We start from the raw sequence: 24047 nt of genomic DNA on the forward strand, positions 1-24047 counted from the left end.
ATAAGTGAACTCAGAAATCCTCTGCGACTCTCTTATCCAGCGCACCGGCGGAGGTTAGTGCTATGACAGGTTGTGCCAGCCATGACTACAAGTTCCTCGGCACTTCGTTTCTCTTCGTCGCGTGTCAGCCACAGCAAACGTGGACAAGAGAACACGGAAGGACTTCACGTACTCGGCGGGGGGTAGGTTTATGATCTTTCCCATTTGTTCGAGAATTGGTTCTCGAACAATCAACACTGCCGGGGTCATGGTTGGCTTGATGCCTGATCGCAGTAGCCCCTCACGCCCATCGTCCACCGTTGCATGGGCCTGCATGGAGTAGCGAACAACCTCGTGCAGCGCTGCTTTCTGCTCAGCCTGCTCCAACGCAGAGAACCAGGTCACAGCCTCCTCCAAACTGCGGAGGCCTTGGGCAACCTCGTTGATGATTCGCTCTGACGCTCGCAACTGCTCACCTTCTCCGAGGTTCGAATACAAGGTACGGCCTGTTCCTGTCTAGCTCGGCGTAGTCTGGACGGCTGGGGTTGTAATTCTGCCAGAAGTCCCTACCGCGGCCGCTCCCTTCACCGTCACCCATCCCTCTCGGCAGTGAATTCTTGACACTGTGGCGAGTTCTAGACGGGCCAGAGAGGATATAATCCCAGTCCGATGTCGGGTTAGGTGTTCCGTTGGCGCGGCTTCCGACAACAATGATCGGCTGTTCGACCTTATCGGCTGCATTCTGGATTCGCTTGGCGTCATTCGGGCTGATACCAGCCTCAGCTGGTGTTCTATAGCCAGGGCCGCACCACCCATTGGAGTTGTGAACGAGGATCGGAGTCTGCCCGGCCAGCACGTAGTACGTGTGGACCCCGGCGATGGTGAGGTCGTGCGTGCGCTGGTGCTTGGTGAAGTGGCGGGCTTCCTTGACGGTGACGGTGTCGCCGCTGGGCGCATGGAGGGTCATTCCGGGCTTGAGGTCACCGGCCTTGATCCATTTCTGCTCAGAGTCCGCCCAGAAGGGGTGCGTGGAAGTCGATATAAGAGCTGCTGCACGACCCTCCCTTGCATTGACTGTAAGGTCGACGAATTCCTTATCATCCTTAGTGGTGATGGTGCCGACGACTTTGCGTGCGGTGGTCTTTCCCGTCTTCGGGTTAGTTACCTTTACCGTATCGCCTAGCTGGACGTCCTCTATTGGTTTGGTGGTTCCATCCGCAAGGAGAACCTCAGTACCCGGCGTGAAGCTGTGACAGGCGGACTCTGCTTTACTGGAAGGGGAACTCTCTTTGGATTTCTTATTCCTGGCGGCCCATGCTTCTTCCCCTCTTTCGATCACCTTCTGGGCCGCTTGCTTCAGGAGGCGCGCCTTGGTTACACCAATCATATCGAGGCCCGCCGAAGTGCACGTGTCTAAATCCCATTCACCCGGGCACTCCCTTGCATTTTTAGTTGGGTCGAGTATTTCTATCGCCTTAAGCGTAAATTTTGTTATCACGTCCCATGGGTCAAGAAGAGCAGCGTTTTCTTCCATCTTCTTTCTGGCGTGGGCGTCGACGCTGGGGCCGTAGCCGGTAACCGATCCGATGCCGTGCCGATATTGCGCCCTGGCGGCAGCTCCGGTGTTGGCAGGGCTGCTGTAGCCGCCTCCTCCACCACCGTGTCCCCGGCTGCGGTGTCCACCACCTCCGTGCCCACCACCTCCGCCGCCACTTCCGGGCCATCTGGGGCCCATCGGCCCTCTCCCCGCGCATGCCTCCTCCGGGCACATGCCGGTGGGGTCGCTCATCGTGACGGGTGTGTTGTTGGCGTAGGCGTATCCGTTGATCTGCTGGGGGTCGGTCAGGTCCATGACCGGGTCGACGGAGATGAAGCGGCCGGTTGCCGGGTCATATTCGCGGGCGCCGAGGTGAGTGAGGCCGGTGGTGGTGTCGATCGTGCCGCCGACGAAGCCTTTGGTCCCGGGCCAGGTCGAGGGCTGCTCGCCGCGTGGCGCGCCGAAGGGGGTGGTGCGGCGCTGGGTGAGCTTCAGCGACTGGGCGTCGATGGCGAGTTGGGCGGTCCCGTGGTGGTCGGCCAGAGTGAGAGAGACGGTGTTGTCATCGGCACGGACTGCTTGGTTGCCGCCGCCTAAGTCGGTGTAGCGAGTGGCTTTCGGGGTTTTCGTGTCCTTGGCGAGGGTGATTTCGGTGGGACCGAGGTAGAGAGTGGTTTCTGTGGGTGTGCGGCTAATCAGGCGGTTGCCGTCGGCGTCGTAGAGGTACTCGGTGACTTGGTCTGTGCCGCCTTCGCGGGGCTGGCTGACCTTTGCGAGGTGGCCTTCGGCATCCCAGGTGAGTTTCTGGGTGTCGCCGCTCCGGGTGCGGGTGGCAGTGTTGCCGACTTCGTCGTAGCCGTAGGACTCTTCGCTCTGGCCGGTGGGTCCGGTGATGTCTATTGAGGTGAGGGCGTGAGGTTGCCTGCTGGTGGCGCCCGGTGCGGGGTAGTGGTATTCGCGCTTGGTGTCCTTGGCGGAGTCGCCTGTCGGGTCGTGTTGGGTTTCCGTGAGACGATTACCGGATTTGTCGTAGGTGTAGGACTGCCAGTACGGGGCCAGTCCGCCCGTTGTGCCGGCGGACGGGGTGTTCGCGCAGGTCTTGGTCGGCTGTGTCCATGCCTCAGTGAGACGCCGCAGGTGGTCGTAGGTGAAGCACTGGGTGTCGGTGCCGGCTCGGGAGACGTCGGATACCGAGGTAACGTTGCCGACCGGGTCGTAGCCGTAGGTGGCGTACTGGTCGACGCCTGCGACGTCCTGACGGTCCACGCGGGTGGTGGCCAGTCTTTGCGTGCCCCACTCGTAGGTGTTGGTGACGGAGGTGTTCTTCCCTCCGCTGACGCCGGTGAGCTGGTAGGCGTATGGCTTGCCGGTCAGACTGTATGAGGTCGTGGCGGTCATGCCTCGGCCGTCGTAGACCTTGATCGGCCGGAGGGTGTCGTCCTCGTAGGTGTAGTTGCTGCCGCCGCCGGGCAACGAGCCGGCCGCGGAGTAGCTGGTTGCTGCTACGAGGCCGTTGGCGTGGTAGTCGGTGCCCGACTCGTAGGTACCGGCCAGTTCGTGTTCGCGCTCTGGGATGACCGTGGCGGTCTTCATCGGCCGGTAGAGGCGGTCGTACATCGTGATTTTGTTGGTGTAGGCGGCACCGTCGACGTAGCGGGTGGATTCGGCGAGCTGTCCTTTGGCTCCGCTGATGGTGTCGAAGACCCACTTGGCGCGCAGCGGTCCGTCGGTGGTGCCTTCACGGAGTTCGGTGCGGCGGCCGAGGTCGTCGTAGGTGTTCGCGAGGGTGACGCGGCGTGCGTCGGTGGTGGAGGTCAGCTGGCCGCGGTCGTCGTAGGTGCTTTTGGTGGTGCCCTTGTCCGGGTCGCTGGAGTTGATCTGCCGCCCGAGTTGGTCGTAGTCGTACTTCCAGGCGTTGCCTGCGGGGTCTGTGACCTGTGCCAGTTGCCCGGCTGGGGTGTAGCGGTAGTGGGTGGTGTCGGCTGCCGCTTCGGTCGTGCGTGTGCGGTGTTGCTGCAGTTCGGTGGTTTTGCCGCGTGCGTCTGTCACAGTGGTGGTGGCTGTGCCGCCCTCTGGGGGGAGGACCGTGGTCCGGTCGCCGCCGTAGATGGTGCGGGTGGTGGAGAGGACGGTGCCGCCGTCGCCGTTGCCGGCGATCTGCTTGGCTTCGGTCTCGCGTCCCAGGCCGTCATAGGTGTGGCGTGACTGGGTTTCGACGCTGAGTGCGTTGTCCGGTTCGAAGAGTCTGGTTTGGGGTGTGGCTTCGGCGTAGTAGGGGGCGAAGGTCTTGGCTGTGAGGCCGCGTTCGTCGTAGAAGGTGTCGGTGATGATGCGGCCGCCCTCGGGGCCGGGGGCTTGGGTCTGGCGCGCTCTGAGGAGGCCGTCGTAGAGGGTGTAGGAGGCGATCTGTGCGCCGCCTGCGGGGGTGAGGGTTTGGGTGCGGACGGCGACGGCGTCGCCTTCGGTGATGAAGTAGGAGAATTCGTAGGTGGGCAGTTGGCTGGTGCGGCGGTCGGCGAGCCAGACTTTGGTGGACCTGCCCAGGGCGTCGTAGGCGAACTCGGTGCGCTTGTTGTTGGTGTCTACTTCCGCGAGTGGCTGGCCGCGTAGCGGGTCGAGTTCGGTCGTGGTGGTCTGTGCGGTGGTTGCGTCGCCCTTGGTGGCGGGCGGGGTGGTCACGGTGGTTTTGGCGGGGATACCGGTGGCGGGGGTGTAGGTGGTCTTGGTGGTGCGGCCGTCGCTGCGTGTGGAGCGGGAGGGGGGCCCTGTGGTGGCTGCGGTGACGGTTGCGGTCAGGTCGGTGCTGGTCAGCTCGCGGCCGTAGGAGTCATAGGTGGTGCCTGACTCCAGGTAGGTGGCTTTCTTCCCGTCGTGATCTTTGAGGGTCGCGGTTGCGGTGGCGTCGCCCTTGGTGGGGGCGACGTCGTAGGTGCCGCCGTCGTAGGCGGTCCGGACATCGGAGATGACGTCTTTGGAGCGGTCGGGGGTGTCGTCGCACTTGACGGCCACTGTCTCTTCACGGGAGGGCAGCGTCAGGAGGTTCGCGGTGGTGTTGTCGGCGTAGGTCGTGCGGGTGCACTGGTTGTCGTCGGCGGTTGTGAGGTCGCCGAAGTCGTCGACCTGCACAGGGCGTCCGGCGACGGTGTCAAGGCTGGTGGATGAACTGGTCGTGCGCCATTTCTGCCCGTCGCCGTTGTCGAGGGAGGTGAAGTTTTTGGTGTAGGAGGTCCCGATGAGGTTGGCGGTGACGGTGCCCCAGCTTCGGACTCGCTTGGCGGTCTCGTGGTGCCAGGGGCGGTTGACCGTCTTCTCGAGCGCTTTGCCGCCCGGCCCTGAGAAGGTCACCGACTTGTACGTGAAACCGGCAGCCGACTCGTGGTCGGTGATGGGGTCGCCTTCGTCCTCGTCCAAGGTGACCGTGACGTCTCGCGTGCCGCCGGAAGGGGATTTCTTGTCGCCGTCCATGCCGCGCAGGAAGTAGGTCTCTTCCTGCGACTTCATGCTGTCGGTTCCCTGGCCGCCGGTCTCTACGCGCACGCGTCCGTAGCCGCGCCACTGGGACCAGGTCTTGTACTTCTCCTTGGTCAGGCCGTCGTCATCGTCGTAGTGCCAGGCGGCGCCGTCGAGATAGGTGTAGCGGGTGACCTGGTCCGGTGCTCCGCCCGTGCGGTCGGTCGCGGTGACCGAGTCGACCACGTATTTGTTGAACCATTCTTCATCGGGGCCGTCGCTGGAGCTGCCGCCGATGTACTGGGGGAAGCAGCGTGTGGTGTTCGTCTGCGGCGTGGGCAGGGAGCCCTGGACACAGGCCGGCTCGGAATAGTTCACATCGGTCTGGCCGCCGGATTCATCCGCGACGGTGGAGAGGCGGGCCTTGATGAACGGGGCCTTGCCGTCGCCTGTTTTATCGAGGCGGTTGGCCTGCTGGGTGTAGGTGAGGGTCGTCTTCGGCAGAGTGATAGGGGTGGCAGCGCTGTGGCCAGTGTGCTGGATCTCGTCCAGAAGTAGCTGGTAGTCGACGTCTGCTGTGCCCCAGTGGTGGCCGAGTTTCCAGGAGTCGATCTTTGCGTATGTGTCGTCTTTGAGGACGGTGGTGGTGACTTCGGTCAGTCGCTTACGGGTCCAGAAACTAGGCGATAGCCGCCCTTGGTCACATTTGGTGCCGGATTTGCAGTTGAGGTCCCAGGGTGTGTCGTACCAGTAGGGTGCTTTGCTGTCGATGGTGCCGGGGTCGCAGGTGATCTGTTGTTTGGGGTCGGGAATGCAGCGTTCGGAGCTGAAGAAGGTGACCTTCGCCAGGGCTTTACTGGTGTAGACGTTGGTGGACTTCAGGCCGTATTCAATGCGGTCGAGGTAACCGCCGCGTACGTAGGGTGTGTCGTCTGCTTCTTTGAGGTCGCGGCCGTAGGAGTTGGTTTCCTTGTCGTAGTAGTAGGCGACCGCGTTGCCGTGGACGTCGACGATGTAGTCGAGGTTCCATCGCCACGCTTGCTGGCACCATGATGCGGCGAAGGATGAGGCGTGGCAGGGTTCGTCGGCGTCGTCGCCGAAGACAGGGACGTTCCAGGCGGAGTTGGTGGTGTCCTTGCCTGACGCCCAGCCGCTGAGTTTGTTGTAGCCGAAGTAGTAGCTGGTGCCGTCGGGGGTGGTCAGTACCCAGTACTCGCCGTTGTCGTCCCCGTTGTTGCGGTCTTTGTCGCTGACGCGTTTGATCTTGGTGCCGTCGTCCTGCTTCAGCTTCCACTCGTCGTGTCCGGCGGGTACGAGTTCGCCGGCCATGCCGTTGAAGGAGATGGTGGCGTTGTCGTATCCCCAGCACAGGTCGCCTGGTTTGTTGCCGTCGGCGTGCTCGATGCCGTCGTCGGAGCAAGGCTTGTAGCGGCGTTCTATGTAACCGGGCCACATTTCGAAGCCGTCGCCGGCCCATGAGGACTGGTTGTTGGTGCCGCCGGTCCGGCCGTCGATGGCGCCTGAGGTGTAGGAAAGCCCTACGCTCGGTTTCAGTCCTCCGGGGACCTCCGGTGTCGGCATGTCGTAGGACCAGGCGAAATCACCTGTGTTGAGGTTGGTGGTCCAGGTCGCGGACGGTGACAGTGAGGTGGCTTTGTAGTCGCCCTTCTCCCCCTTGTCCGCAGCTGCTGCTGCCAGCAGCGTCGTGGCGCCGCCGTGGAGGGGGACGCCGTCTGTGGTCAGGGTCCGCTTTTCCTCGTCATTGACTGTGTGCATGGGGGTGCCGGAGCGGCACGCGGGCTTGTGGGGGGTGGTCAGAGCGCACGCGGGGAGTTCCAGCAGCTGCAGTCGGGATGCATAGCCGCCGCCGAACATTTCGGAGAAGGCGGAGTAGTCGACCTTCACGGCGGCCCGGTCGCTCTGGTCTCGTCGCTCGGCTTCGGGTGTCAGGGTGAACAGCAGGCCGTTCACACCGGCTTGCTGGGCCTTTTTGTGCTCGAGGACACGAATGCGGACGCTGCGCTCCGCGCTTCCCGGGTCGTCCGCGGCTCGCTTGGCTGCCCCGGTAGGCGGCTGGAGAGTCAGTGCGACGGGAAGGTCTCCCGCCCGGGTAGGCGTGGCAGAGCGTTTCGTGGTCGAGGTTGGGAGGTGGAGGAGAGCCGACCCGCCGTCTGCCCAGCTGGCTTTCGGTGCGCGCGCTGGTGTCCTGGGGCCTTTGAAGAGGGGGCGTGGCTTGGCCTTCCCGGCTGCTTTGCCGGCTACCGGATTCTCCAGGCCGGGCGGCACCGAAGGCTTGCTCCGGCTGCTTGCCGCGCTTGGCGGGGCGCCTGCGCCCTGAAGCAGCGCGCCGACCATGACAGCGGATACGGCGATGGCAACCTGACGGCGTAGTGCTGAACCCATGCGGAGTCTGGGTCTGCCCTTCATACCTGGTTCAATCCCTCACTGCGAGCGCCACGGGGTACGGGCCCGTATGGCGCGGACGTTGTGTGAACCGAGCTGTGTGGCGGGCGGCAGCAGGGTGTGCTGCCGCCCGTGGCGGCGTGGCTACTCGGTCTGTGGGACCTCGGTGGGTACGTCGGTCCAGTGCCCGGCGAGGAAGGCCACTTGTTCGTCGGTGAGTGCGCCTTGGAAGGCCCATGCGTCGTCCACGGCGCCCGGCCAGTACTCGCCCCAGGTACCGGCCGTTTTCGCCCGGCCGATCTGCAGCGACTTGGTGGCTTTGAAGGTGAGCGTGTCCTCCGCCCACGGGATGCGGTCGGCGCAGGTGGTGTCGTCGGCTTCGCCGTCACCGTCGGCGTCGGGGCAGGCGATCTCCTCCAGTTCCCCGTTCACGTACAACCGTGCTTGTTTGCTGAATCCGTCGTAAACGAGCGCGAGGTGGTTCCAGTCCCGCACGTCGTAGAACTGTTCGTTGTCCACGCTCACCAGGGAGGCGCCGGTGGCGTCACGGTCGGGCAGGGTGACCTGCCATCGTCCTAGGCCTTCTGGGTCTTTCTTGTCTGGTTCGAAGCGCACGGCGAACGCGCTTTGCTGGCTGCCTTCTGCGCTGATCAGTGCGGCGCTTGTACTGGGAGTGGCGGCGGCCTGGGCCCAGCCGGTCACGGTGAAGCTGCCGCTGGTGTCTACCGGCACGGTGCCGGTGTCGGCGTAGTCGCCTGCGCCGTCGAGTTGCAGGGCGCCATCGTCGACCATGCCGGTGCCGATGCTTGCGTTGCCGTGGAGAGCCATGGCGTGGCGCTCGGGCGTGGCATCGGGAGAGGTGGCTGGTGTGCCGGAGGCTGTTTCGAAGTTCCAGCGTCCTTGGAGCTGGGGGCGTTGCCGGAAGAGCTGCAGCACTTCGCCTGAAGAGACGGGGCGGTCGTAGAGGCGGACATCGTCAATCTGGCCGGGGAAGAAGTTTCCCGGTTTCTGCTCGTAGGAGCCTGCACCGATGAACATCGGTCCGTCGGCGTACCAGGAGCCGCCGAGTTTGACCGAGTCGGCTTGTTGGCCGTTGACGTACAGGGTGAGGGTGTCGGCGACGGTGTCGTGTACGCCGACGAGGTGGGCCCAGGTGTTGCCGTAGGCGTGCGTGCCTTCGGGCTGCATGGCGCGTACGGCGCCGGCATCGGGTGCGTCGGAGGTGTGCTGGTTGAGCACCCACCGGTCGTAGGTGGCCGAGTAGTAGAGCTCGAAGCCAGCTTTGTGGGCGCCGCCCTGGGCGATGGCGGTGACCGAACGGCTGGGTTTGGCCTGTGGCAGCTTGGCCCACATGGAGACGGCGAAGCTGCGGGAGGTGTTGAGGTGAGGGGCGCCGACGCGAGCGTAGTCGTCCACGCCGTCGAGGGTGAGGGCCTTGCCGGCGATGCCTGGGGCTCCTGGTTTGGTGCCGCCCTGCAGGCGGGCGGGCAGAACATCGCCGTGGCCGGTCACGGTGGTGGACCCGAGTTCTTCATCGAGGCTGAAGATGGCGATGGCGGGGCGGCCGGGATCGCCGATGCGTTCCTTGGCGTAGAGCCGGGTGACCTCGTCATCGCTGATTCTTTTGTCGAAGATCTGCAGATCGTCGATGGTGCCGGGGAAGAAGGCGTCGGACTGACCGTCGTAGGAGCCGGCGCCGATCTGCAGTCCGCGGCGGGCGTTCCACGCGGAGGTGTAGGTGGTCTCCCCTACCTGTTTGCCGTTGACGAACAGGTGCAGGCGTTCTTCGACGGAGTCGAAGGAGCCGACCAGGTGGGTCCACTCCCCTGCTTTTACTCCGCCGGGCTTGTTTGCCATGGCGCGGGCGATGCCTGCGTCCGCGCTGTCGGAGGTGTACTGGTTGAAGACCCAGCGGTCGTAGGTGGAGGAGTAGTACAGCTCGAAGCCGGGCCGGTGGTTCCCGGGCTGGGTGGCGATGACGGCCGCGTGGTCGGGGACCTGGGAGAGCTGCACCCAGGCTGAGACGGTGAAGCCTCGATCGGTGTCGACCACCGGGATGTCGGTGTCGGCGTAGCCGGTGGTCCCGTCCAGTTGCAGCGCCGAGCCCGTCACACCGGTGGCGCCGGTCTGGGCGCCACCGTGGAGCTGTGCGAGGCGGGGAGGTGCTGTGCCCTTTTCCTCGGTGGCGTCCGTGTCTTCGTCCATCTGCCACATGGCGCGCTCGGGTTGTCCGGCCTTGACGCGGAATTGGTAGGTCCGGATCTCAGATGCGTTTCCGGCCTTGTCGAAGGCTTGGGCAGTGACGAAGTTCAGCCCGGGTTTCGAGGGGAGGATTTTCGCCACCTTGGCGGCGCCGTTGGAGGTGGTGATCTCGTGCTTGGCTGACGGGCTGCCGTTGACGCCGTAGCGGTAGCGGTTGACGTCGGTGGAGGTGGAGTCGAGGGTGAAGTCGCCGTACTGTCCTACGCCGTCGAACCAGGGGTCGTCCGGGTTCTCCGGGTCGGAGGCCGGATACTCCCCCGAGGACACCCCGGGGGCTTTGGGGATGCTTGTGTCGTAGAGGAAGTAGCAGCTGGTGGCCGATCCTGCGGATGACCACGGGGAGTACTGGGCGCCGTCGTAGGAGCGGACGTACCAGGAAATGGTCTTGTTCGACGGAAGGGAGGAGGGCAAGGAGATCCGGAAGTCCGAACCGGACTTCTTGGCTGTGGTGCGGCCCGGTTTCCAGCGGGCGATGGTGCCCTTGCCGTCGCCGGAGTCCCATGCTGCCTGGAACTGCACAGATATGGCGTCACGGTCGGGGTCGGTGACGTTGTTCGCGTAGATCTGGCCCCGAGTGCGGACCCGCGGGGCATCGCCGGGTCTCTTGCACTGGCCTCCGTACTCCATGAGGAGCTGGTTCATCTTGATCTGCGGGGGCGGACGGTTGTACTTCACCCGCAGGAAGGCCTTGTCCGAGAAGCGCTTCCAGGCATACCGATCGGACTCGCTCCCGGCCCGCAACCCGAAGGTCATCGTCGACCACTTCTTCGACGCCGCCTCCTGTACCGCGCTCCTCACATCGAACTCGGCATCTCCGGCGGCGCAGCCCTCATAGCCGTAGGCGAAGGAGTACGTCTTCAGATGGTCGACCCAGAAGCCGGAGGCGTTCTGTGAATTCCAGGTCGTCGATGAGCTGATGTCCTTGGTCCGCCACAGCTCCACCTCCCGCTTCGAGCAGGACGCCGACCAGGTGTTGCGCACGACGAACTCGGCTGACAGGACCGCCTTGCCGGCGAAGGCGGAGGTCGGGATGCGGTAGAAGAGCCGTTTGGTGTCATACGGGTTGCAGTAGTTCCACTCGCAGTACCCCAGGCCCTCGGTGGATTTGCCGTTGAACTTCCACTGCGGTGAGCTCGCCCAGTACTTCGACGCCATCGTCCATGCCGACGAGCGGGGCGAGTGCCACTGGGGGTCGATGAAGACCGGGTACACGGTGTCCCCGCCGCGCAGGACATCACGGTCCGGGGTCAGCACCAGCTCCTGACCGTCGGTGGGCACATGCACACCGATAGGGGCGAGCTTCCCCGACTCCCCCGCGCCCGGCTCGTCCTCCGCAGTCCCTTGGAGCGCCTGCTGCGAGGTGTCCGGGTTCTTCAGCGATCCCTTGCGGGGCGCGGCCGGTTTCCTCGCTGTGGTCTGGGACGTTGCATCGCTGGAGTCCCACATCAGGGGTGTGGATGCCTCGAAGACCGCGGACTTCGCTCCGTTATCGACGGCTTCCAGTCCGCCGTCGGTGGTCTGCTGTACCTGGATGTTCTGTGTCCGCAGCTTGAGGCGCAGTTGCTCCAGCTCCGGGCTTGCCGCAGCTTTGGCTGACTTCACCACGAGGAGCTGTGAGAATCCGTCGGTGTCTGACGAGAGTCTGAGATCTACCTCGGGCAGCACGTCGCGGTAGGTGGCTGTGTTGCCTTCCAGGACCGGTGCGGGCAGCGCGGTGGGCCAGGACAGGGCCAGCTCCCGGCCGGCGCGGCGCATCCGCACCATCGGGCCATCGCCACCGCCGGAAAACGCCACATCGAGGGCCGCCGCTTTCGGCGCGACCGTGCCGTCGCTGGTACGCGCCAGGTCCGTGTCGATCGGCTTCCACTCGCTGCCCGCCCGCGTCCGCACCGGTCGCAGGTACTCGTTGGCCTCGAGGTAGCCGTCCGGCGTGGCGAACACATCGCGTGTCTCGCCTCGCAGGGAAACGACTTCCACTTTGCTGTCTGAACGCTTCGCCTTGGCTAAGGCCTCAGCCTCAGAGACGGCTGCCTTGCTCTTGTGCAGGCCCGCGGCGGACATCGCCTGGTGAGACGTCGCGCCTTGCGCTGCGGCCAACGCCTGTGGAACTGCAGCAGGCATCAGCCCCAAGCACAGGGCCACGGCTAACCCACCCGTGACCACCCCACCCCGGCCGCGCCTGCGCGCACGACGAAACATCCCCCGGCCCCCAGCCAAAGACATAAAGATCACGTGAATAAGACGAGACGAGAACGTAGAGCAACAAAACAAGACGGTCTATGCCATCAAAGTGCACTTAAAGGGACAGAACCAGTCTCTGACGAGATGAAGGGAGGCATGACTTGAACTGCTTTTTGCCAAGGAGGCCAACTCTCAGAGGATCTTCCGGCTCTACACCGCTCTTTCTCGATGAGTCCTCTACCAAGACTTGAGCCCACATTCACCCAGAAGCAGAGGAGTTGGAGCGCCCGCCATCGCCAACAGCGTCCCGGACCGGACGGCAGCACCCGCAGGCAGCGCGTGAGCGCCGCTAGGGAACCTCCCGTGCACCCGGGTCACTGCGCACAGAAGTCAACGAGTCTCGCGAGCCCGATCTCAGTCAGCTGGCTTACCACCTCCTTCTCGGGCTGAGTAGCCTGGTCGAGTGGACTGGAGCGAACGGGCAGCCGGCGCGGTCGTTGGCGCGGCGGTGGGTGACGCGCTGGGAGCCCCGTTCGAGTTCGGCCCCGCAGGAGCGTTCTCTGCCCGCTTCCCGGCATGCGGCGTCGGCGGCGAGATGTGCGGTGGAGGCGGCTGGGATCCGGGTGAGGCGACGGACGACACGCAGATGGCGGTCCTGGTCGCTGAGTCTTTGATCGAGCAGGCCGGGCTGGATCTGCCAGACATCTTCACCCGCTTTCAGCGGTGGGCCACCTCCGAGCCGAAGGACATCGGTCTGCAGACCGAGGACGTGCTCACCAACGGCATGCCCTGGGACTTGGCCGCCGCCATCCACTTCCAGGTCAACCTTCGGGCGGCCGGCAACGGATCGCTGATGCGGGCCTCCACAGCAGCGGTCTATTTCGCCCCTGACGGTCAGCAGACCACCATGGATGCGGCGCGGCGCATCGCTGCCCTCACTCATGGCGATCGCGCCGCCTGGGAGGGCACCGCTGTCTTCCACGAACTCCTGCGCCTCGCGCTCCACGGCGACGATCCTCTTGCCGCGCTCCCGGACATCCTGGATCTGGTGCACCCCGATCACCGGGACCGGTACGCAGCCGTCCTCGCTCCCGGCTGGCACCCCGACCAGGCCACGGAGTTCAACGGCGCCGTGTGGCCGTGTCTGGGCTCCGCCGTGTGGGCACTACGCGCCACCAGCAGCTACGAAGAGGCGGTACGGGCAGCGATCGACCTCGGCGGCGACACCGACACCGTCGCCGCAGTCACCGGCGGCCTCGCCGGCGCCTGCTACGGGCTGGACACCATTCCCACCCGGTGGACCGAGCCACTCCATGTCCCCCTCCCAGGCTTCGGCAACCGGACACTGCGACTACCGGAACTCCTCCACCTCACACACCATCTCGTGACCTGACCCACGGTTTTGCCCGGATAGGCCTCCCCACCCCAGCCCACCAGATCGGTGTTGCTCCGCGCTCGCCGCTCCCTCCGGCCTGATCGGGAGCGATAGGGCGACCTTGGCCCGGTGACGTCATCTTCGTGAACATCCGCGAGCTTGGCGGGGAGCTGGGGGCGGCACGGATTCCAGCAGGCCCTGCGCACGCGTTCACGCCCCGCTTGCCGACAACCAGTCCGCCGAGACGCAGCTCTCCGAAGGCTTCGCGAACCAGCGAGTGGTGGAGGCCGAGCAGTTCAAGGTGGAGATCACCAGCTCGACCCCCGAGCTGCTGGCCGCCTGCCTTGGGAGCGCGCCGGCCGGGTCGCTCCCTTCCGGCGACGGGTGGATCAGAAACACCACCGAACCGGTCGCGCACCGGAACAAGACCACCAACCCGCCTGGCCCGGCGGGTACCCGGGCGGCCATGGCTCAGGCCTGCCTCGGGAGGAACCTCCTCAAGGGCACCGAAGCCTCGGGGGACATCACCGGCTGGCAGGACGCCCAGGAGTTCGCCCGCCTCAACTCCCCGGGACCGGGCTCGCCCGGTGTCACCTGATCGCCAACATCCTTGGTGGAAAGGGCCAGATACGGGACGGCGGACAGGACAATCTCGTCCCCTGCTGGCAGTCGGGCATGAACACCGGAACACCCAGCATGCGGACCTACGAGTTCGAGGCTCAAAGGGCGGTGAAGGACGCCAACTTCGGGGCGAATGACGCGATCCTCTACGTCGTACCGATGTGGGCCAGTTGGCGAAGCCCTGGGCTGCTGTGGTGGGGATCCTGTTGCTGGCCGCGCTGGTCTGCGGGACGTGGGCGGCGCTCTCCCTGGTCCGTGCTGCCCACGGCAAGCTGGACCTGACCCCACTGCGCGAGGGTCTGGTGCGAAGCGGCATCGAACACACCGAGGCGCGCTCAGCACTGCTGGCGCTTCGCCGTGGTGTCGTGCTGACCCTGGTATGCGCGGCGCTACTGGTGACGGCGGTAGGCACGACTTGGTACGGGCCCGTCGAGAAACCGCCCGGTGTCGAGGTAACCACACCATCCACCGGGAAGGTCTGCGGGCAGCTGGTGCGGGTAAGCTCCGGCACCTTGGTGGTGAAGACGCGTTCAGGCGAAGTCGGCGTCCGGACAGCGGACATCGCGCAGATGGCGGCGGTGGATCAGTGCCCCTGAGATGGATTCTGCTCCGCAGGTACATGCTCAAGGAGGTCGAGCGGGGCGCTGAGGCTGCAGAGACCTGGGACCCCGACCAGTTCGTCGAGCATATCAAGGTGCTCCACCGACTCCTGCAGCATGTGGAGCTATCACCGTTGGACCGGTATACCGGGGAGCGGTACCTGGGAACGCTACTCCTGAGGCTCCACCTGCTGAACACCAATACGGAAGCCCTCGACTGGTGCATCGAGCTCTTTCGCAGCGCCGCGAACTTCGGCACGGGGATCTCCCGGGTTGCGGACCTGTCGGCTCTGGCCGGGGCCCTGATGCAACGCTTCTGGGCCAGCGGTGATGTCGCCGAACTCGACGAAAGCATCTCGCTGCACCGCGCATTGCGGAAGACCGTGCTGAGTGCACCTCTCGAGCCCAAACCCAGTCCACGTGAGTTGGTGTCCTTGCTCCTCAAGAAGCCCGGCCTGTCCCGTAACCGCAGGCTGGAGGCGCTGGACTGGACACTCGAAACAGGCATCGTCTTCGGTGCATCGAGCCTGGCCGACGCCCTCTACATGCGTTTCCTGTTCTTCCGCCAGATCAGTGATCTGGAAGAGGCCATCACCTATGTCGGTGAAGCGATTGACCGCTCCCGCTCCACCCGGTTCGAGCGGGAACGCCCGGGCGAGGCAAAACGTGACCGAGGCAAATTCCTCTCGAACCTCGGGCATTACTACGTGGAACGCTTCGAGACTCTGAGGCGAAGCGAGGACCTCGACGCCGCCGTGGGGTGCGTGCGGGAGGCTGACGCCCTGCTGCCGCCCGGCGACCGGGAGAGCACGATGCTGGCCCGCAACTACGTACGCGCCCTGACCGTCCGCGGCCGGGTCAACTCAACGCTCGCGGACTACGACGAAGCCGCCCGGCTATTGGACAAGCGGGACCCGGAAGGCACCGTCTGGGAGACTGTCGTGCAGCTGCATCTCGGCCGGGCCGCGCTGAACGGTTCGGAGGAGGACCTTGCTGTGGCGGTCGGCCGGCTCCAGGATGTGATGGCGAGCGTGGAGGCCGGCGAGGTCATCGATGGCCCGCACCGCGCGAGGGTGCTCACGTTGCTGGCGGGTGCGTTGGAACAGCAGGTAGCCGCGCTCGGTCAGGCCCCCTCCGCAAGCCGGGAGGCGATGCTCGGCCGGGCCGAGGCGGCCTGGCGTGAGGCGGCTTTGCTGCCGGACGCCGCAGCGTGGTACCGGCTGCGGGCGGCCCAGGGTTGGGCCGCCCTGACCATGCGTGAGCGGCCCGGCTCCGCCGACGCCGTCGACGCATGTGCCGTGGCTGTGGAAATCCTGCCGATCGCTGCGTGGCGCGGCCTGGACCGGGTCAGCCAGGAACGGGTACTCACCGAGGCCGGGGAACACCTGGCCACGGACGCTGCGGCCGCGCTCACTGCCTCCGGTGCCCCGGAACGTGCCATCGAGCTGCTGGAGTTGGGGCGCGGAGTTCTGTGGTCCCACGGCCTGGACACCCAGACCGACCTACAGGCGCTCCGCGCCAGGTACCCGGATCTGGCGGACCAGCTGACCCGCGTACGGGTGCTCCTCGAAGGGGCTTGAGCGCGGCTTTTAGGGTGGGGGTGGGCGGTAGGGGATCGGTTCAGCTTCGCGGTCCTTGAAGCACAGCCCCAACGGCCGTCCAGCTGTCTCAACAAATCAAGATGAGCAGTCGGGTGATCGGCGAGGTTAAAGATCAAGCTCAGTCAACATGAGCGAGCTTTTGCGGGCTATGCGTCGTCGTGCTGGCGGCGAGCGGACCAGAGGCGTCTGAGGGCTTCGAGATCGGTTCGAGGGAAGTGTTCGCCCCATTTGCTGCGGTAGCTGCTCTCACCATAGGACCGAGCCACCTCGTCGAAGCAGCGGATCACAGCTCGGACGAGTGCGCCGAGAGGGAGCTGGGCCGACCAGATCTCGGTGCCCTTGTTGTCGTGATCGCTGCCGTGTCGCAGCTCTAGCACGCGAACCCAGCTGTCGTCGCCTTCGCGATAGAAGATCCAGCGATAGGCCGTCGGCTCGGCTTCGAGGCTGTCCATCCTCCCGTGGCGTTCGGCCAGGGGCGCAACGTCGAGGTCAACCCGGCATGGCCGCCAGCCAGCCCGGCTACGAAGGCCGCAAGATCAGCGTCCCAGATCCAGGCCACAACCTCGTCGACGCGCGCAGTCAGGCCGGGAGCTCAGTCCTCGCCCACATATTGCACGCAGCCCTCGTCGTATGGCTCCTGTCCGCTGAGCCGCACCCCGACGGCCACGTCGTCCAGGGAGCGGATGGTTACGCCGGGCTTGTCGTCTATGCCGTCGTCCGGGGAGGTCATGGGCGAACGCTAGGCCAGCACCACGCGCGACGTCATTCGGATTCATCGGTGGTGGCGTCCGAACTCGTATGAGAATGACTGGCCAGCACCAGATCCACGCCCGAGTTCCCGCCCTTACGCGTCCAGGAATTCGCGAACCTGCGCGCTTCTCCACGTACCGCCCACAAATCCATCGACCAGGACCGTGCCGCGAACGATGTCGTTGGCCGTCATCACGCGGCCCGGAGCCACCTCCCCGAGAATGCGGGACCGGTCGGCATGCGACAGCACCAGGTTGTCGAAGTCCGCGACGAAACGCGCGGAGACCGGGGTATCCGGGTCGGGCAGGCCCGCGTCCGGCAGGTCGTACAGCACTCGTCCCGCAGGTCCAGTCCGGCCACGACCTGGCGCAGCCCCGTCAGCCCGGACCACTTCTGCAGGTCGGCGACGCCCGCCGGGCCGAAGGCGCCGAGATACCGCCTGACGACAGTCTCCGGGTCGGGGCTTTCGACCGCCCGCCCCAGCCACTCCTCCACGGTCGCGTACACCGGCTGCCCGCCCTTGCCCCATACCCCGCGCGGCGGCAGCTGCACGAGGGGCACCCAATTACGCAGCGCGTTCACCAGTGAGCCGGGATCCGCCTCCGGCCACCGTTCGCCCAGCGCCGCCCGCAGCTCCGCAGGATTCCGCGCCCGCTCCCCCACCAGCACCCGCCCGGCAGCCACCAGCTCCTCCCGGTCCACACCCCGCACTCCGGGCGCCCAGGTACTGCTACGGAACTGGCGCTCCAGCATCGGCTGCACCACCGGCCGCAACGCCAGCACGTCCGACGCACTCACCAGATGCACCGTCCCCGCATCAGCACAAGCCGCACCGCGCGGCGCTCGGTTCCAGGGCATCTCGTCCCCGTGAGCGGGAACAGGCACCGCGGTCACGCGGTCCTGTCCCTGAGACACGCAGGAGCGCATGTTCCAGCGTCCACGGCCCTGGTCACATCTCTCTTCTCTGGTGATGACTCGCACCATGCTGGCACAGGCCCACGAAGGAGGCGGCGGAACTGGGCGCCGTGGTGGAGGCGTTCGCCCCGGGGAGGACAGAAGGTCCTCTACGCACGCTTCAGGCGTGCAACGCGGCTGTGCCGCCGCCCGAGTCGTGCGAGTGCCTGCCTGTAGATGGGGCCCTGGTGTCCAGTGCCTCAGAAGAAGGCAACCTTCGGAGCAGGCCAGCCGTGCAGCAGTGAGTGACACCTACCCTACGCCGGAACCGCCTGCGAGACACCGGTGAGCTACCTCCGTCAGCCTGCCTGGCGCTCCACCGGTATGCCGTCACAGGTGCGCGCTGACCATCACCAGACTTCAGATGCGCTGCGTCTGGCGTCGCACGGCGGAGCAAACCACATGCCCTTTCCGTGCTATCCCTACGACATTACCGTGCGGGAGTACCTGCTCCTGCACACGTGGCAGCATGCCCTGACAGCACACGCATGAGATTCGCACACGCCGCGAGCTTCGCCCCGTCGGCCGTGGCACCCGGAAAGGGATGTAAACACATGTCGAAAACCACTACGCCGCCCACCCAGTTGACCTCGGAGTACAGCACGAAGGTGGCGGATGACCTCGAGCTCAACGGCAAGGAACAGGAACGCATCAGCGGTGAACTCGAAGCGCTGAAGGCACAGTTGGTCGCTCTGGAGCAGGACCACACCGTCCTGGTGAACGTCCAGCAGGCCCTCGGGGCGTCGGCAGCACCCGCTGTATCCAAGTCCACCACAGCAGCCCACGCACCCCGCAAGAAGAAGACTGCCGCATCGAAGACCGACAAGCAGCCGCAGGCCAAGAAGCCCGCCACCCCGGCCCCCAAGCAGTCCCGCAAGAAGAACACGCCCAAGGCATCCGCCGTACCATCGGCCCAGCCCACCCTCGTAGATCTGGTCCGCGAACACCTCACAGGCCAGGGCGAGCCTCGCTCCGCAGCCGAAATCACCGCCGCGCTCGACAAGCAGCACCCCGAGCGCAACCTCAAGACCACCGTCGTGCGCACCACACTCGAAAACCTCGTGGCCAAGAACCAGGCACAGCGCACCAAGCAGGGCGCGTCCGTCTTCTACACCGCCCCGGAGACCGCAGGAGCCGCCACACAGAGCGATTCGGCAGAGCAGCAGGCTGCGGGCTCTGACAGCTGAACCCCGGTGACGGTGTCGTCGTTGATATCCAGCAGGTCGGACGCCTTGAGGTCGGGGCCGATGGCTCCCGGGTCATGTCCTATGGGCAGCGGCCCGGCTGCTGGACAACGGCACCACACTGACGTGGTGTCCCCGCGTGGATTAACGAACGACTGGTCGATGGACCTCGGTCGCCGGGGAGCCAGTCACACGCAGCGTGTCCGGTGAGTGCGTGATCGCCTTGTTCGGGTTGACTTTCTTGCGCACGACGGGCTCCGGGAGCATGCACGGCACGAAGCTTCAAACCATGGGCGTGCGATAGCGTCCCACGGGCGGGCAGGAGGGTGGCTCTCGTCGCTGCAGGAGTATCAGGTGCGACGGTCTCCGCGTGCCCGGGAGATCTTGGCCGTCAAGTGACTGGCTTCCTGGCTGGGCTGGTCGATACCCGTTTCCCGTGGGCGGCAGCTTCACTGCCGGAGTCGACCAGCCGTACTGGAAAGACGTACTCGGCGGCCTGGTGAGTCGACGCCTCGATGCGGCCCTCAAGCAGGGCTATCCGCAGTGCCAGCAGATGCCGGTTAGTCAACCGATCCCGGACAGATGAGTTCACCCAGTTCGTTTTCCAGAGCGTCCAATGTTCCTCGGAGATGGAGTGGCTCCGTGCCCGTGGCGCAAAGGCAGCGTGTTTGGTCGAGGTAGTCCTTCAATTGGCTGCGGGAGACGGACAACAAGGCGGTTCCCTCTGGCGAGCTCAGTCGGATGAAAGTGCGGTGTCCGATGTCCCAGATGCGTCCGGCAGAACTCCAGACGATGACATCGCCTTCTCCCGCACTGTGGTTGAGTCCTTCGATCAGCAGATCGCGGGCGAAGGTCCACACCACCGGCTCGCCTGGCCCGTCAGGGCGGAAGGCTGCTTCGACTGCGTAGGGATCGGCGACTCGGTAGGTGAGCCCGACCGGGAGTTCTTCGCCTTGGTCTCCTTCCTCTTGGTGCACCGTCACCTTCAAACGAGCGTGCAGAACCGAACCGTCCGGTCCCTTGCTGATCCACGCGCCCGTTCCAGGCTGCTTGGTTGGGGGCCTGCTGCTGCCTGGCGAATGGTTCTGACCGCCAACGGCGGGGTGCGCTTCAGGAGTCTCCTTACTGGAGAGATCGGATTCTGTCCGCCCCACCTCGGCCAATGCCGGCGACCACAGGTCGGGTAGGTGACTGACGAGGAGCAGACTCGTGCCCCATGACTGGTCGGAGGGGGGTGGCGCAGGATGCACGTTGCCGAAGGTCGCCACCATGCCGTTCGGCAGAGAGGTTCGGGGCAGTGCGCACGTGCGCCTGAAGAGCGCAAGGCTCCCTTCGGGCGGCCTGGATGCGGCCTGGTCGCGGCAGGCCGTCAGTCCGATCCACACACGTGCCGTAGACGGCGGCTGGCCCTCGGTTCCCTTCGGTCCCGTCCATGCCAGCGGTGCCTGTCCCGGAGTGAGGGCTGTGCGTTCGTGCTCAGGCCGAGCCAGTGTCATCGGCTCGTGGCATCGGTACTGCTGGCGACAAACCCACAGCGTGCCCGTGTCCCCTCGCACAAAGGTCTGTCCGGAGACGAGCAGCTCAACCATGCGTGCAGGCCGAAGGCTGGATTCACTCGGTGCAGTCATGCGCTCCGATGCCGCGTCACACGCATCAAGCATCATGCGCAGACGGGTAACAGCTGCGGATGCGTGGAAGGTAAGGGTGCAGGTGTCCTCGTCAATACTGGCAATGAGCTCGAGCCACCTCAGGGTGACATCTAGTTTGCCCATCAACTCGTCGGCAAAGCAGACCATGTGTTGCGCCGAGCAATTCCGCAGCTGGCCAATCTGCCCCAGTTGTGGATACAGCTGCAGCTTTCCGTGGTTCGAGCGGGCAGACAGCGTCTCCCTCAGGAAGCGCCTGCGCAGCAGGTACAGCGCATGTGTTTTGCCGACGCCGTCGCCGCACACCATAGTAACTCTGGGGCGGTCTGCCTCCGCCAGGTCCCTGAGACGGAACGGGAAGGAGAGCACGTCGTCGTGCACCCAGTCGTCGAGGGCGTAGGGATGCAGGGAAGGGCCGGCCGCACACTCGTTCTCGTCCTGTGCCGGAGGCTCGGCGGCCGGGCGGGCGGGGCCAGCCGCCGCCTGAGACAGACGGCGGTAGACATCAGCGGGAATGGGCTCGGTCTCGGCCAGAACGTGGGGGGCTCCGAGGCTGGAGGCCTTGAGCAGGGCGTCGAAGTCGTCGCCCTCGGTCGCAGTGACGTTGCCCATGTCAGTGTCCTTCCGGACGCTCACCGTGCTCCCTCCTCTCCGAGTTCGGACGCATGCACGTAGGCAATCTGGATCTTGGTGCGGGCCCGGCTGATGCGGCGCTCCAGGGCCTTTTCTGTCAGGCCGATCCGCGCCGCGGCCTCAGCCTGGGTATAGCCCAGGGCCCGCCAGCCGAGTCCTTCGCGCACTTGCGAGTCGGTGATGTGAGGCAGGATCTGGGCGAGCTCATCGCTGGTGGCTGCGGCGTAGTAGGGGTCGATGGCCCGCTGGTCGGGGATGTCACGCTGCGGTTCGTCGCCGATTCCGTCGTCGGTGCGTGCCTGCAGCTCAGCTTGCCCCATCTGTTGGCCGCGGAACCAGCTCATGTAGGCGGGTCGGAAAGAGCGGATGGTGGCACCGGCGACGTAGGTGGTGAGGCTGGCGCCACCCTGCGGTTTCCACTGTGCCTGGACCAGTCCGCGCTCGCGGAACAGCTCCATGCCGGCGATGACGGAGTCGGTGGCCACTTGGTAACGGTCGTCTTTGCTCCAAGTGCTGGTGATCATGCTGGGCGGAACGGGCCGGCCGGCCTGCTGTGAGCGGACGAAGGCCTCGCCGGTGCCTGTCCACTTGACCATGATGCGCCAGCCGTAGCTCCACCAGCCGGCGGCTGCTTTGTCGTAGCGGGGGCCCTGGAATCCGTCGCGCCGCAGAAAATCTACTAGCCGTTGATCGGCTTCCAGGCGTGCTGCCCTCGCCTTGGCGCTCTCCTGTGCGCCCGCACCGAGAGCGAGTTCGGTCTCCAGGCTCAGTAGATTCATCGAACTGCGCTGCGCCGGGTCGTCGGCACACAACTCATCGTCGGGAGCGAACTCCTCCCTGGCTTTGTCCGGCACGTCCGCTCCCTCACATCACCATGGCCAGCAGGGCCATCGAACCTGACACCCAGGTCTTAGGCAGGCATCGTGGATCTCCCCCCCGCTTCCAACCCGAACTCGCAGTGTGACTCACGCCACACGGGGGGAGGTGGCTGTGCGGCCGCTACAGCATCAACGACGCAACCGCCCGCCGGGACGGCCGCCGCCTTCCCTTTTCGATGACCGGAGTTGATGGTGAATAACCTGAACCCGCAGCCACTCCTCAGCCTGCGCACCGCGATCATCCTGCTGCTCGGCGTGCTCACCGGTCTCGGTGCAGGGATCCTGACCGTGCTCGCCGGTGGGGCCGTCGCCAGCGGTGGCCTGGCCTGCGGTGCTGCCTTCGCGGCCGCACTCCTCTTCTTCCACACGATCATCGCCTGAACGGGCGGGGGCGCCCCACTACCTGACCGTGCACCTGCGGGGTAGCAGAATCTCCCACGTGGCCTGGGGCGGCGCAGTCGGACTCGCTATCGCCGGCGCCTCACGAGACGGCCCTGGTCTGCTATCTCTGCCCCACGGCGCAAAGTAGCCGCCGCTTCCCTCCGTCTTCCCGTTGCTTCGTGTCCGGCTAGTTCGTTAGGCCGAACGAGTAATCGGCGGAGGGACGGGAGCGTTCATGCGCCGGGAGTGGTCGCCCGAGGACGTGGTGGCGTACTGGACGCCAGTCGGCAGTGCCTGGGCCCTGGTCGCGAACAAGTCCGGCCCGGCTCGACTTCGTGCTGATGCTGACGTTCTTCGAGCTGGAGGGCCGGTTCTGCCAGTTCGTGGACGAATCCCCGCAGGCTGCGGTCGACTGCGTGGCCGACGTGGTCAAGGTGCGCCGAGGTATTCGGGGCGCTCACGGAACTGCGTGCGCTGGCAGCCCGGCTGGACGACCTCGACCCGCCACCGGAAGCCGCCTCGGCCAAGCCAACCGGGGTCACGGCACAGACAGGCCAGTTTGGCGCGGAACTCCGAAACCTCCTCACGGAGAAGGTCCGCCGGGAGGCTGCCCCCGAAGGAGCCGTCAGCCGCGCCCGCCTCGGACGTTGCCGACCGTCACCGGCAGCCTCAGCCCTTTCCACCGAAGGGGAAGTTTAAGAAGAAATACACCCAGATCGCGACGAAGCCGAGGAGGACGAATCCACCGCAGCCGATCGCGAAGAACTTCAGGCACCCCGCTTCACCTCGGTCGCTTCTCGGCAGTCCGTGCGCCGCGCGAACTCCGTCCTCGACGGCGTCTCGCATCTCCCACGGCTCCATGTTTTCCAGCCCCTTCTGCTTCAATATCCGATGATGCCTAATCAAGTCCGATATGCACCAGAACCGTATTGGATTCACGGCGTCTTGCTAGCGGCCTGGGGGCCCACCGTGCGGCGGGCCCCCAGGCCGGGCAGGGGTGCTGCGAGTCGGCCAGCCGCGTCCGTCACACGCCTTGCAGTCGCCGCTGCCCTTGCAACTGGAGCAGGTGAACAGCTCCCCGGGATCCGGAGCCGTCGCAGGTGGTGCACTGCCGTTGCCCTTGCATCACTGGCACATGCTGATCGCTGCTTACTTGTGGTGGATCGGGGTAAAGGTGTGGGGCTTCTCCCAGCCTCGGGCGTACTTGGTCAGGACCGGCCCGAAGTAGGAGTTGGGCGGGGTGCCGCCGCCATTGGGCAGATGGGCGCGGCTCAGGGCCGGGCTGTACTTGCGGAAGATTGCGACGGCCTTGGTGAGGCAGTTGTTGTACGCGATCTGATAGCCGTTGTCCCTCATGGCCCTGAAGGTGCGCTGCGCGGCGGCGACGTCGCCGCCTGCGGTGTTGATGCACCGGTAGGCGTCGTAGAGGTCCTTGTGGTGGCCGGGGTCCGGCTTGAGGTTCTCTCGGATCTTGTTCCAGCTGCCGCTCCTCATCCAGCTGCCGTTGTCCTTTGCCCGCCGGGGTGTAGCTGTCTCCCTGGGCGTTGTCGGTCGAGCCCCAGATCCAGCGGCTGCTGTTCCTGGGGTCCCGGATCGCCCAGGCCACGTGCCCG

16 protein-coding genes and 1 pseudogene are annotated in these 24047 nt (G+C 65.5%); 6 read left to right on the top strand and 11 right to left on the bottom strand.

The window, feature by feature from the left end; genetic code table 11:
- Positions 1-60: 60 nt before the first annotated feature.
- The 3 genes from ACH4SI_RS21830 to ACH4SI_RS21840 all read right to left on the bottom strand — a co-directional run bounded on the left by ACH4SI_RS21830 (position 61) and on the right by ACH4SI_RS21840 (position 11692).
- The gene (locus ACH4SI_RS21830) at positions 61-477 is read right to left on the bottom strand and encodes a DUF5958 family protein (RefSeq protein WP_398298047.1); all 417 of its coding nucleotides are present in this window, start codon (positions 475-477) and stop codon (positions 61-63) included.
- A complete protein-coding gene (locus ACH4SI_RS21835; protein WP_398298049.1) occupies positions 452-7393 on the bottom strand; it encodes a polymorphic toxin-type HINT domain-containing protein in 6942 nt (2313 codons plus the stop codon). The genes ACH4SI_RS21830 and ACH4SI_RS21835 overlap by 26 nt, the downstream gene beginning before the upstream one ends.
- A gap of 120 nt (positions 7394-7513) precedes the next feature.
- Positions 7514-11692: a LamG-like jellyroll fold domain-containing protein gene (locus ACH4SI_RS21840; protein WP_398298769.1), complete on the bottom strand. Its 4179-nt coding sequence runs from the start codon at positions 11690-11692 to the stop codon at positions 7514-7516.
- A gap of 583 nt (positions 11693-12275) precedes the next feature.
- Between ACH4SI_RS21840 and ACH4SI_RS21845 the strand changes: the two genes are divergently transcribed.
- From ACH4SI_RS21845 to ACH4SI_RS21860, 4 genes are all read left to right on the top strand, one after another.
- The gene (locus ACH4SI_RS21845) at positions 12276-13205 is read left to right on the top strand and encodes an ADP-ribosylglycohydrolase family protein (RefSeq protein WP_398298051.1); all 930 of its coding nucleotides are present in this window, start codon (positions 12276-12278) and stop codon (positions 13203-13205) included.
- A gap of 262 nt (positions 13206-13467) precedes the next feature.
- On the top strand, positions 13468-13785 hold the full coding sequence (locus ACH4SI_RS21850) for a hypothetical protein (protein ID WP_398298053.1): 318 nt from the start codon (positions 13468-13470) through the stop codon (positions 13783-13785).
- A gap of 193 nt (positions 13786-13978) precedes the next feature.
- On the top strand, positions 13979-14404 hold the full coding sequence (locus ACH4SI_RS21855; protein WP_398298055.1) for a hypothetical protein: 426 nt from the start codon (positions 13979-13981) through the stop codon (positions 14402-14404).
- A gap of 23 nt (positions 14405-14427) precedes the next feature.
- Complete coding sequence (locus ACH4SI_RS21860) at positions 14428-15987, top strand: hypothetical protein (protein WP_398298057.1); 1560 nt, start codon at positions 14428-14430, stop codon at positions 15985-15987.
- A gap of 167 nt (positions 15988-16154) precedes the next feature.
- On the opposite strand, the gene ACH4SI_RS21865 is transcribed toward ACH4SI_RS21860, so the two are convergent.
- The 3 genes and pseudogenes from ACH4SI_RS21865 to ACH4SI_RS21875 form a co-directional block, all read right to left on the bottom strand.
- Complete coding sequence (locus tag ACH4SI_RS21865; protein WP_398298059.1) at positions 16155-16460, bottom strand: hypothetical protein; 306 nt, start codon at positions 16458-16460, stop codon at positions 16155-16157.
- A gap of 140 nt (positions 16461-16600) precedes the next feature.
- Positions 16601-16738, bottom strand: a complete 138-nt coding sequence (locus ACH4SI_RS21870) for a hypothetical protein (RefSeq protein ID WP_398298061.1) — start codon at positions 16736-16738, stop codon at positions 16601-16603.
- A gap of 114 nt (positions 16739-16852) precedes the next feature.
- Positions 16853-17742, bottom strand: a pseudogene (locus ACH4SI_RS21875) (winged helix DNA-binding domain-containing protein).
- A gap of 524 nt (positions 17743-18266) precedes the next feature.
- Between ACH4SI_RS21875 and ACH4SI_RS21880 the strand changes: the two are divergent.
- Positions 18267-18899 (top strand): hypothetical protein, encoded by a 633-nt coding sequence (locus ACH4SI_RS21880; protein WP_398298063.1) that lies wholly within the window; start codon positions 18267-18269, stop codon positions 18897-18899.
- Positions 18900-19287: 388 nt separating this feature from the next.
- Here the strand turns inward: ACH4SI_RS21880 and ACH4SI_RS21885 are convergent, their stop codons facing one another.
- Genes ACH4SI_RS21885 through ACH4SI_RS21895 form a run of 3 tightly spaced genes read right to left on the bottom strand, consistent with a single transcriptional unit; the run spans position 19288 to position 22029 of the window.
- Positions 19288-19488 carry a DUF6283 family protein gene (locus tag ACH4SI_RS21885; RefSeq protein WP_398298065.1) on the bottom strand — a complete coding sequence of 67 codons (201 nt, stop codon included), beginning with the start codon at positions 19486-19488 and terminating at the stop codon, positions 19288-19290.
- Positions 19457-21154, bottom strand: a complete 1698-nt coding sequence (locus ACH4SI_RS21890) for an SsgA family sporulation/cell division regulator (RefSeq protein WP_398298067.1) — start codon at positions 21152-21154, stop codon at positions 19457-19459. Before ACH4SI_RS21890 ends, ACH4SI_RS21885 begins: the two co-directional genes overlap by 32 nt.
- 20 nt (positions 21155-21174) lie before the next feature.
- Entirely contained in the window at positions 21175-22029 is an 855-nt protein-coding gene (locus ACH4SI_RS21895; protein WP_398298069.1) for a hypothetical protein, read from the bottom strand.
- A gap of 213 nt (positions 22030-22242) precedes the next feature.
- Here ACH4SI_RS21895 and ACH4SI_RS21900 point away from each other — a divergent pair, with 213 nt between their 5' ends.
- Positions 22243-22434, top strand: coding sequence for a hypothetical protein (locus tag ACH4SI_RS21900; protein WP_398298071.1), 192 nt, complete (start codon positions 22243-22245; stop codon positions 22432-22434).
- Positions 22435-23103: 669 nt separating this feature from the next.
- Here the strand turns inward: ACH4SI_RS21900 and ACH4SI_RS21905 are convergent.
- Together ACH4SI_RS21905 and ACH4SI_RS21910 are read right to left on the bottom strand one after the other, a co-directional pair.
- Entirely contained in the window at positions 23104-23319 is a 216-nt protein-coding gene (locus ACH4SI_RS21905; RefSeq protein WP_398298073.1) for a hypothetical protein, read from the bottom strand.
- A gap of 264 nt (positions 23320-23583) precedes the next feature.
- Complete coding sequence (locus tag ACH4SI_RS21910; RefSeq protein WP_398298075.1) at positions 23584-23928, bottom strand: hypothetical protein; 345 nt, start codon at positions 23926-23928, stop codon at positions 23584-23586.
- Positions 23929-24047: the final 119 nt, after the last annotated feature.

This window comes from Streptomyces sp. NPDC021212, from assembly GCF_044332925.1.
In the GTDB taxonomy this organism is placed as follows: Bacteria; Actinomycetota; Actinomycetes; order Streptomycetales; family Streptomycetaceae; genus Streptomyces.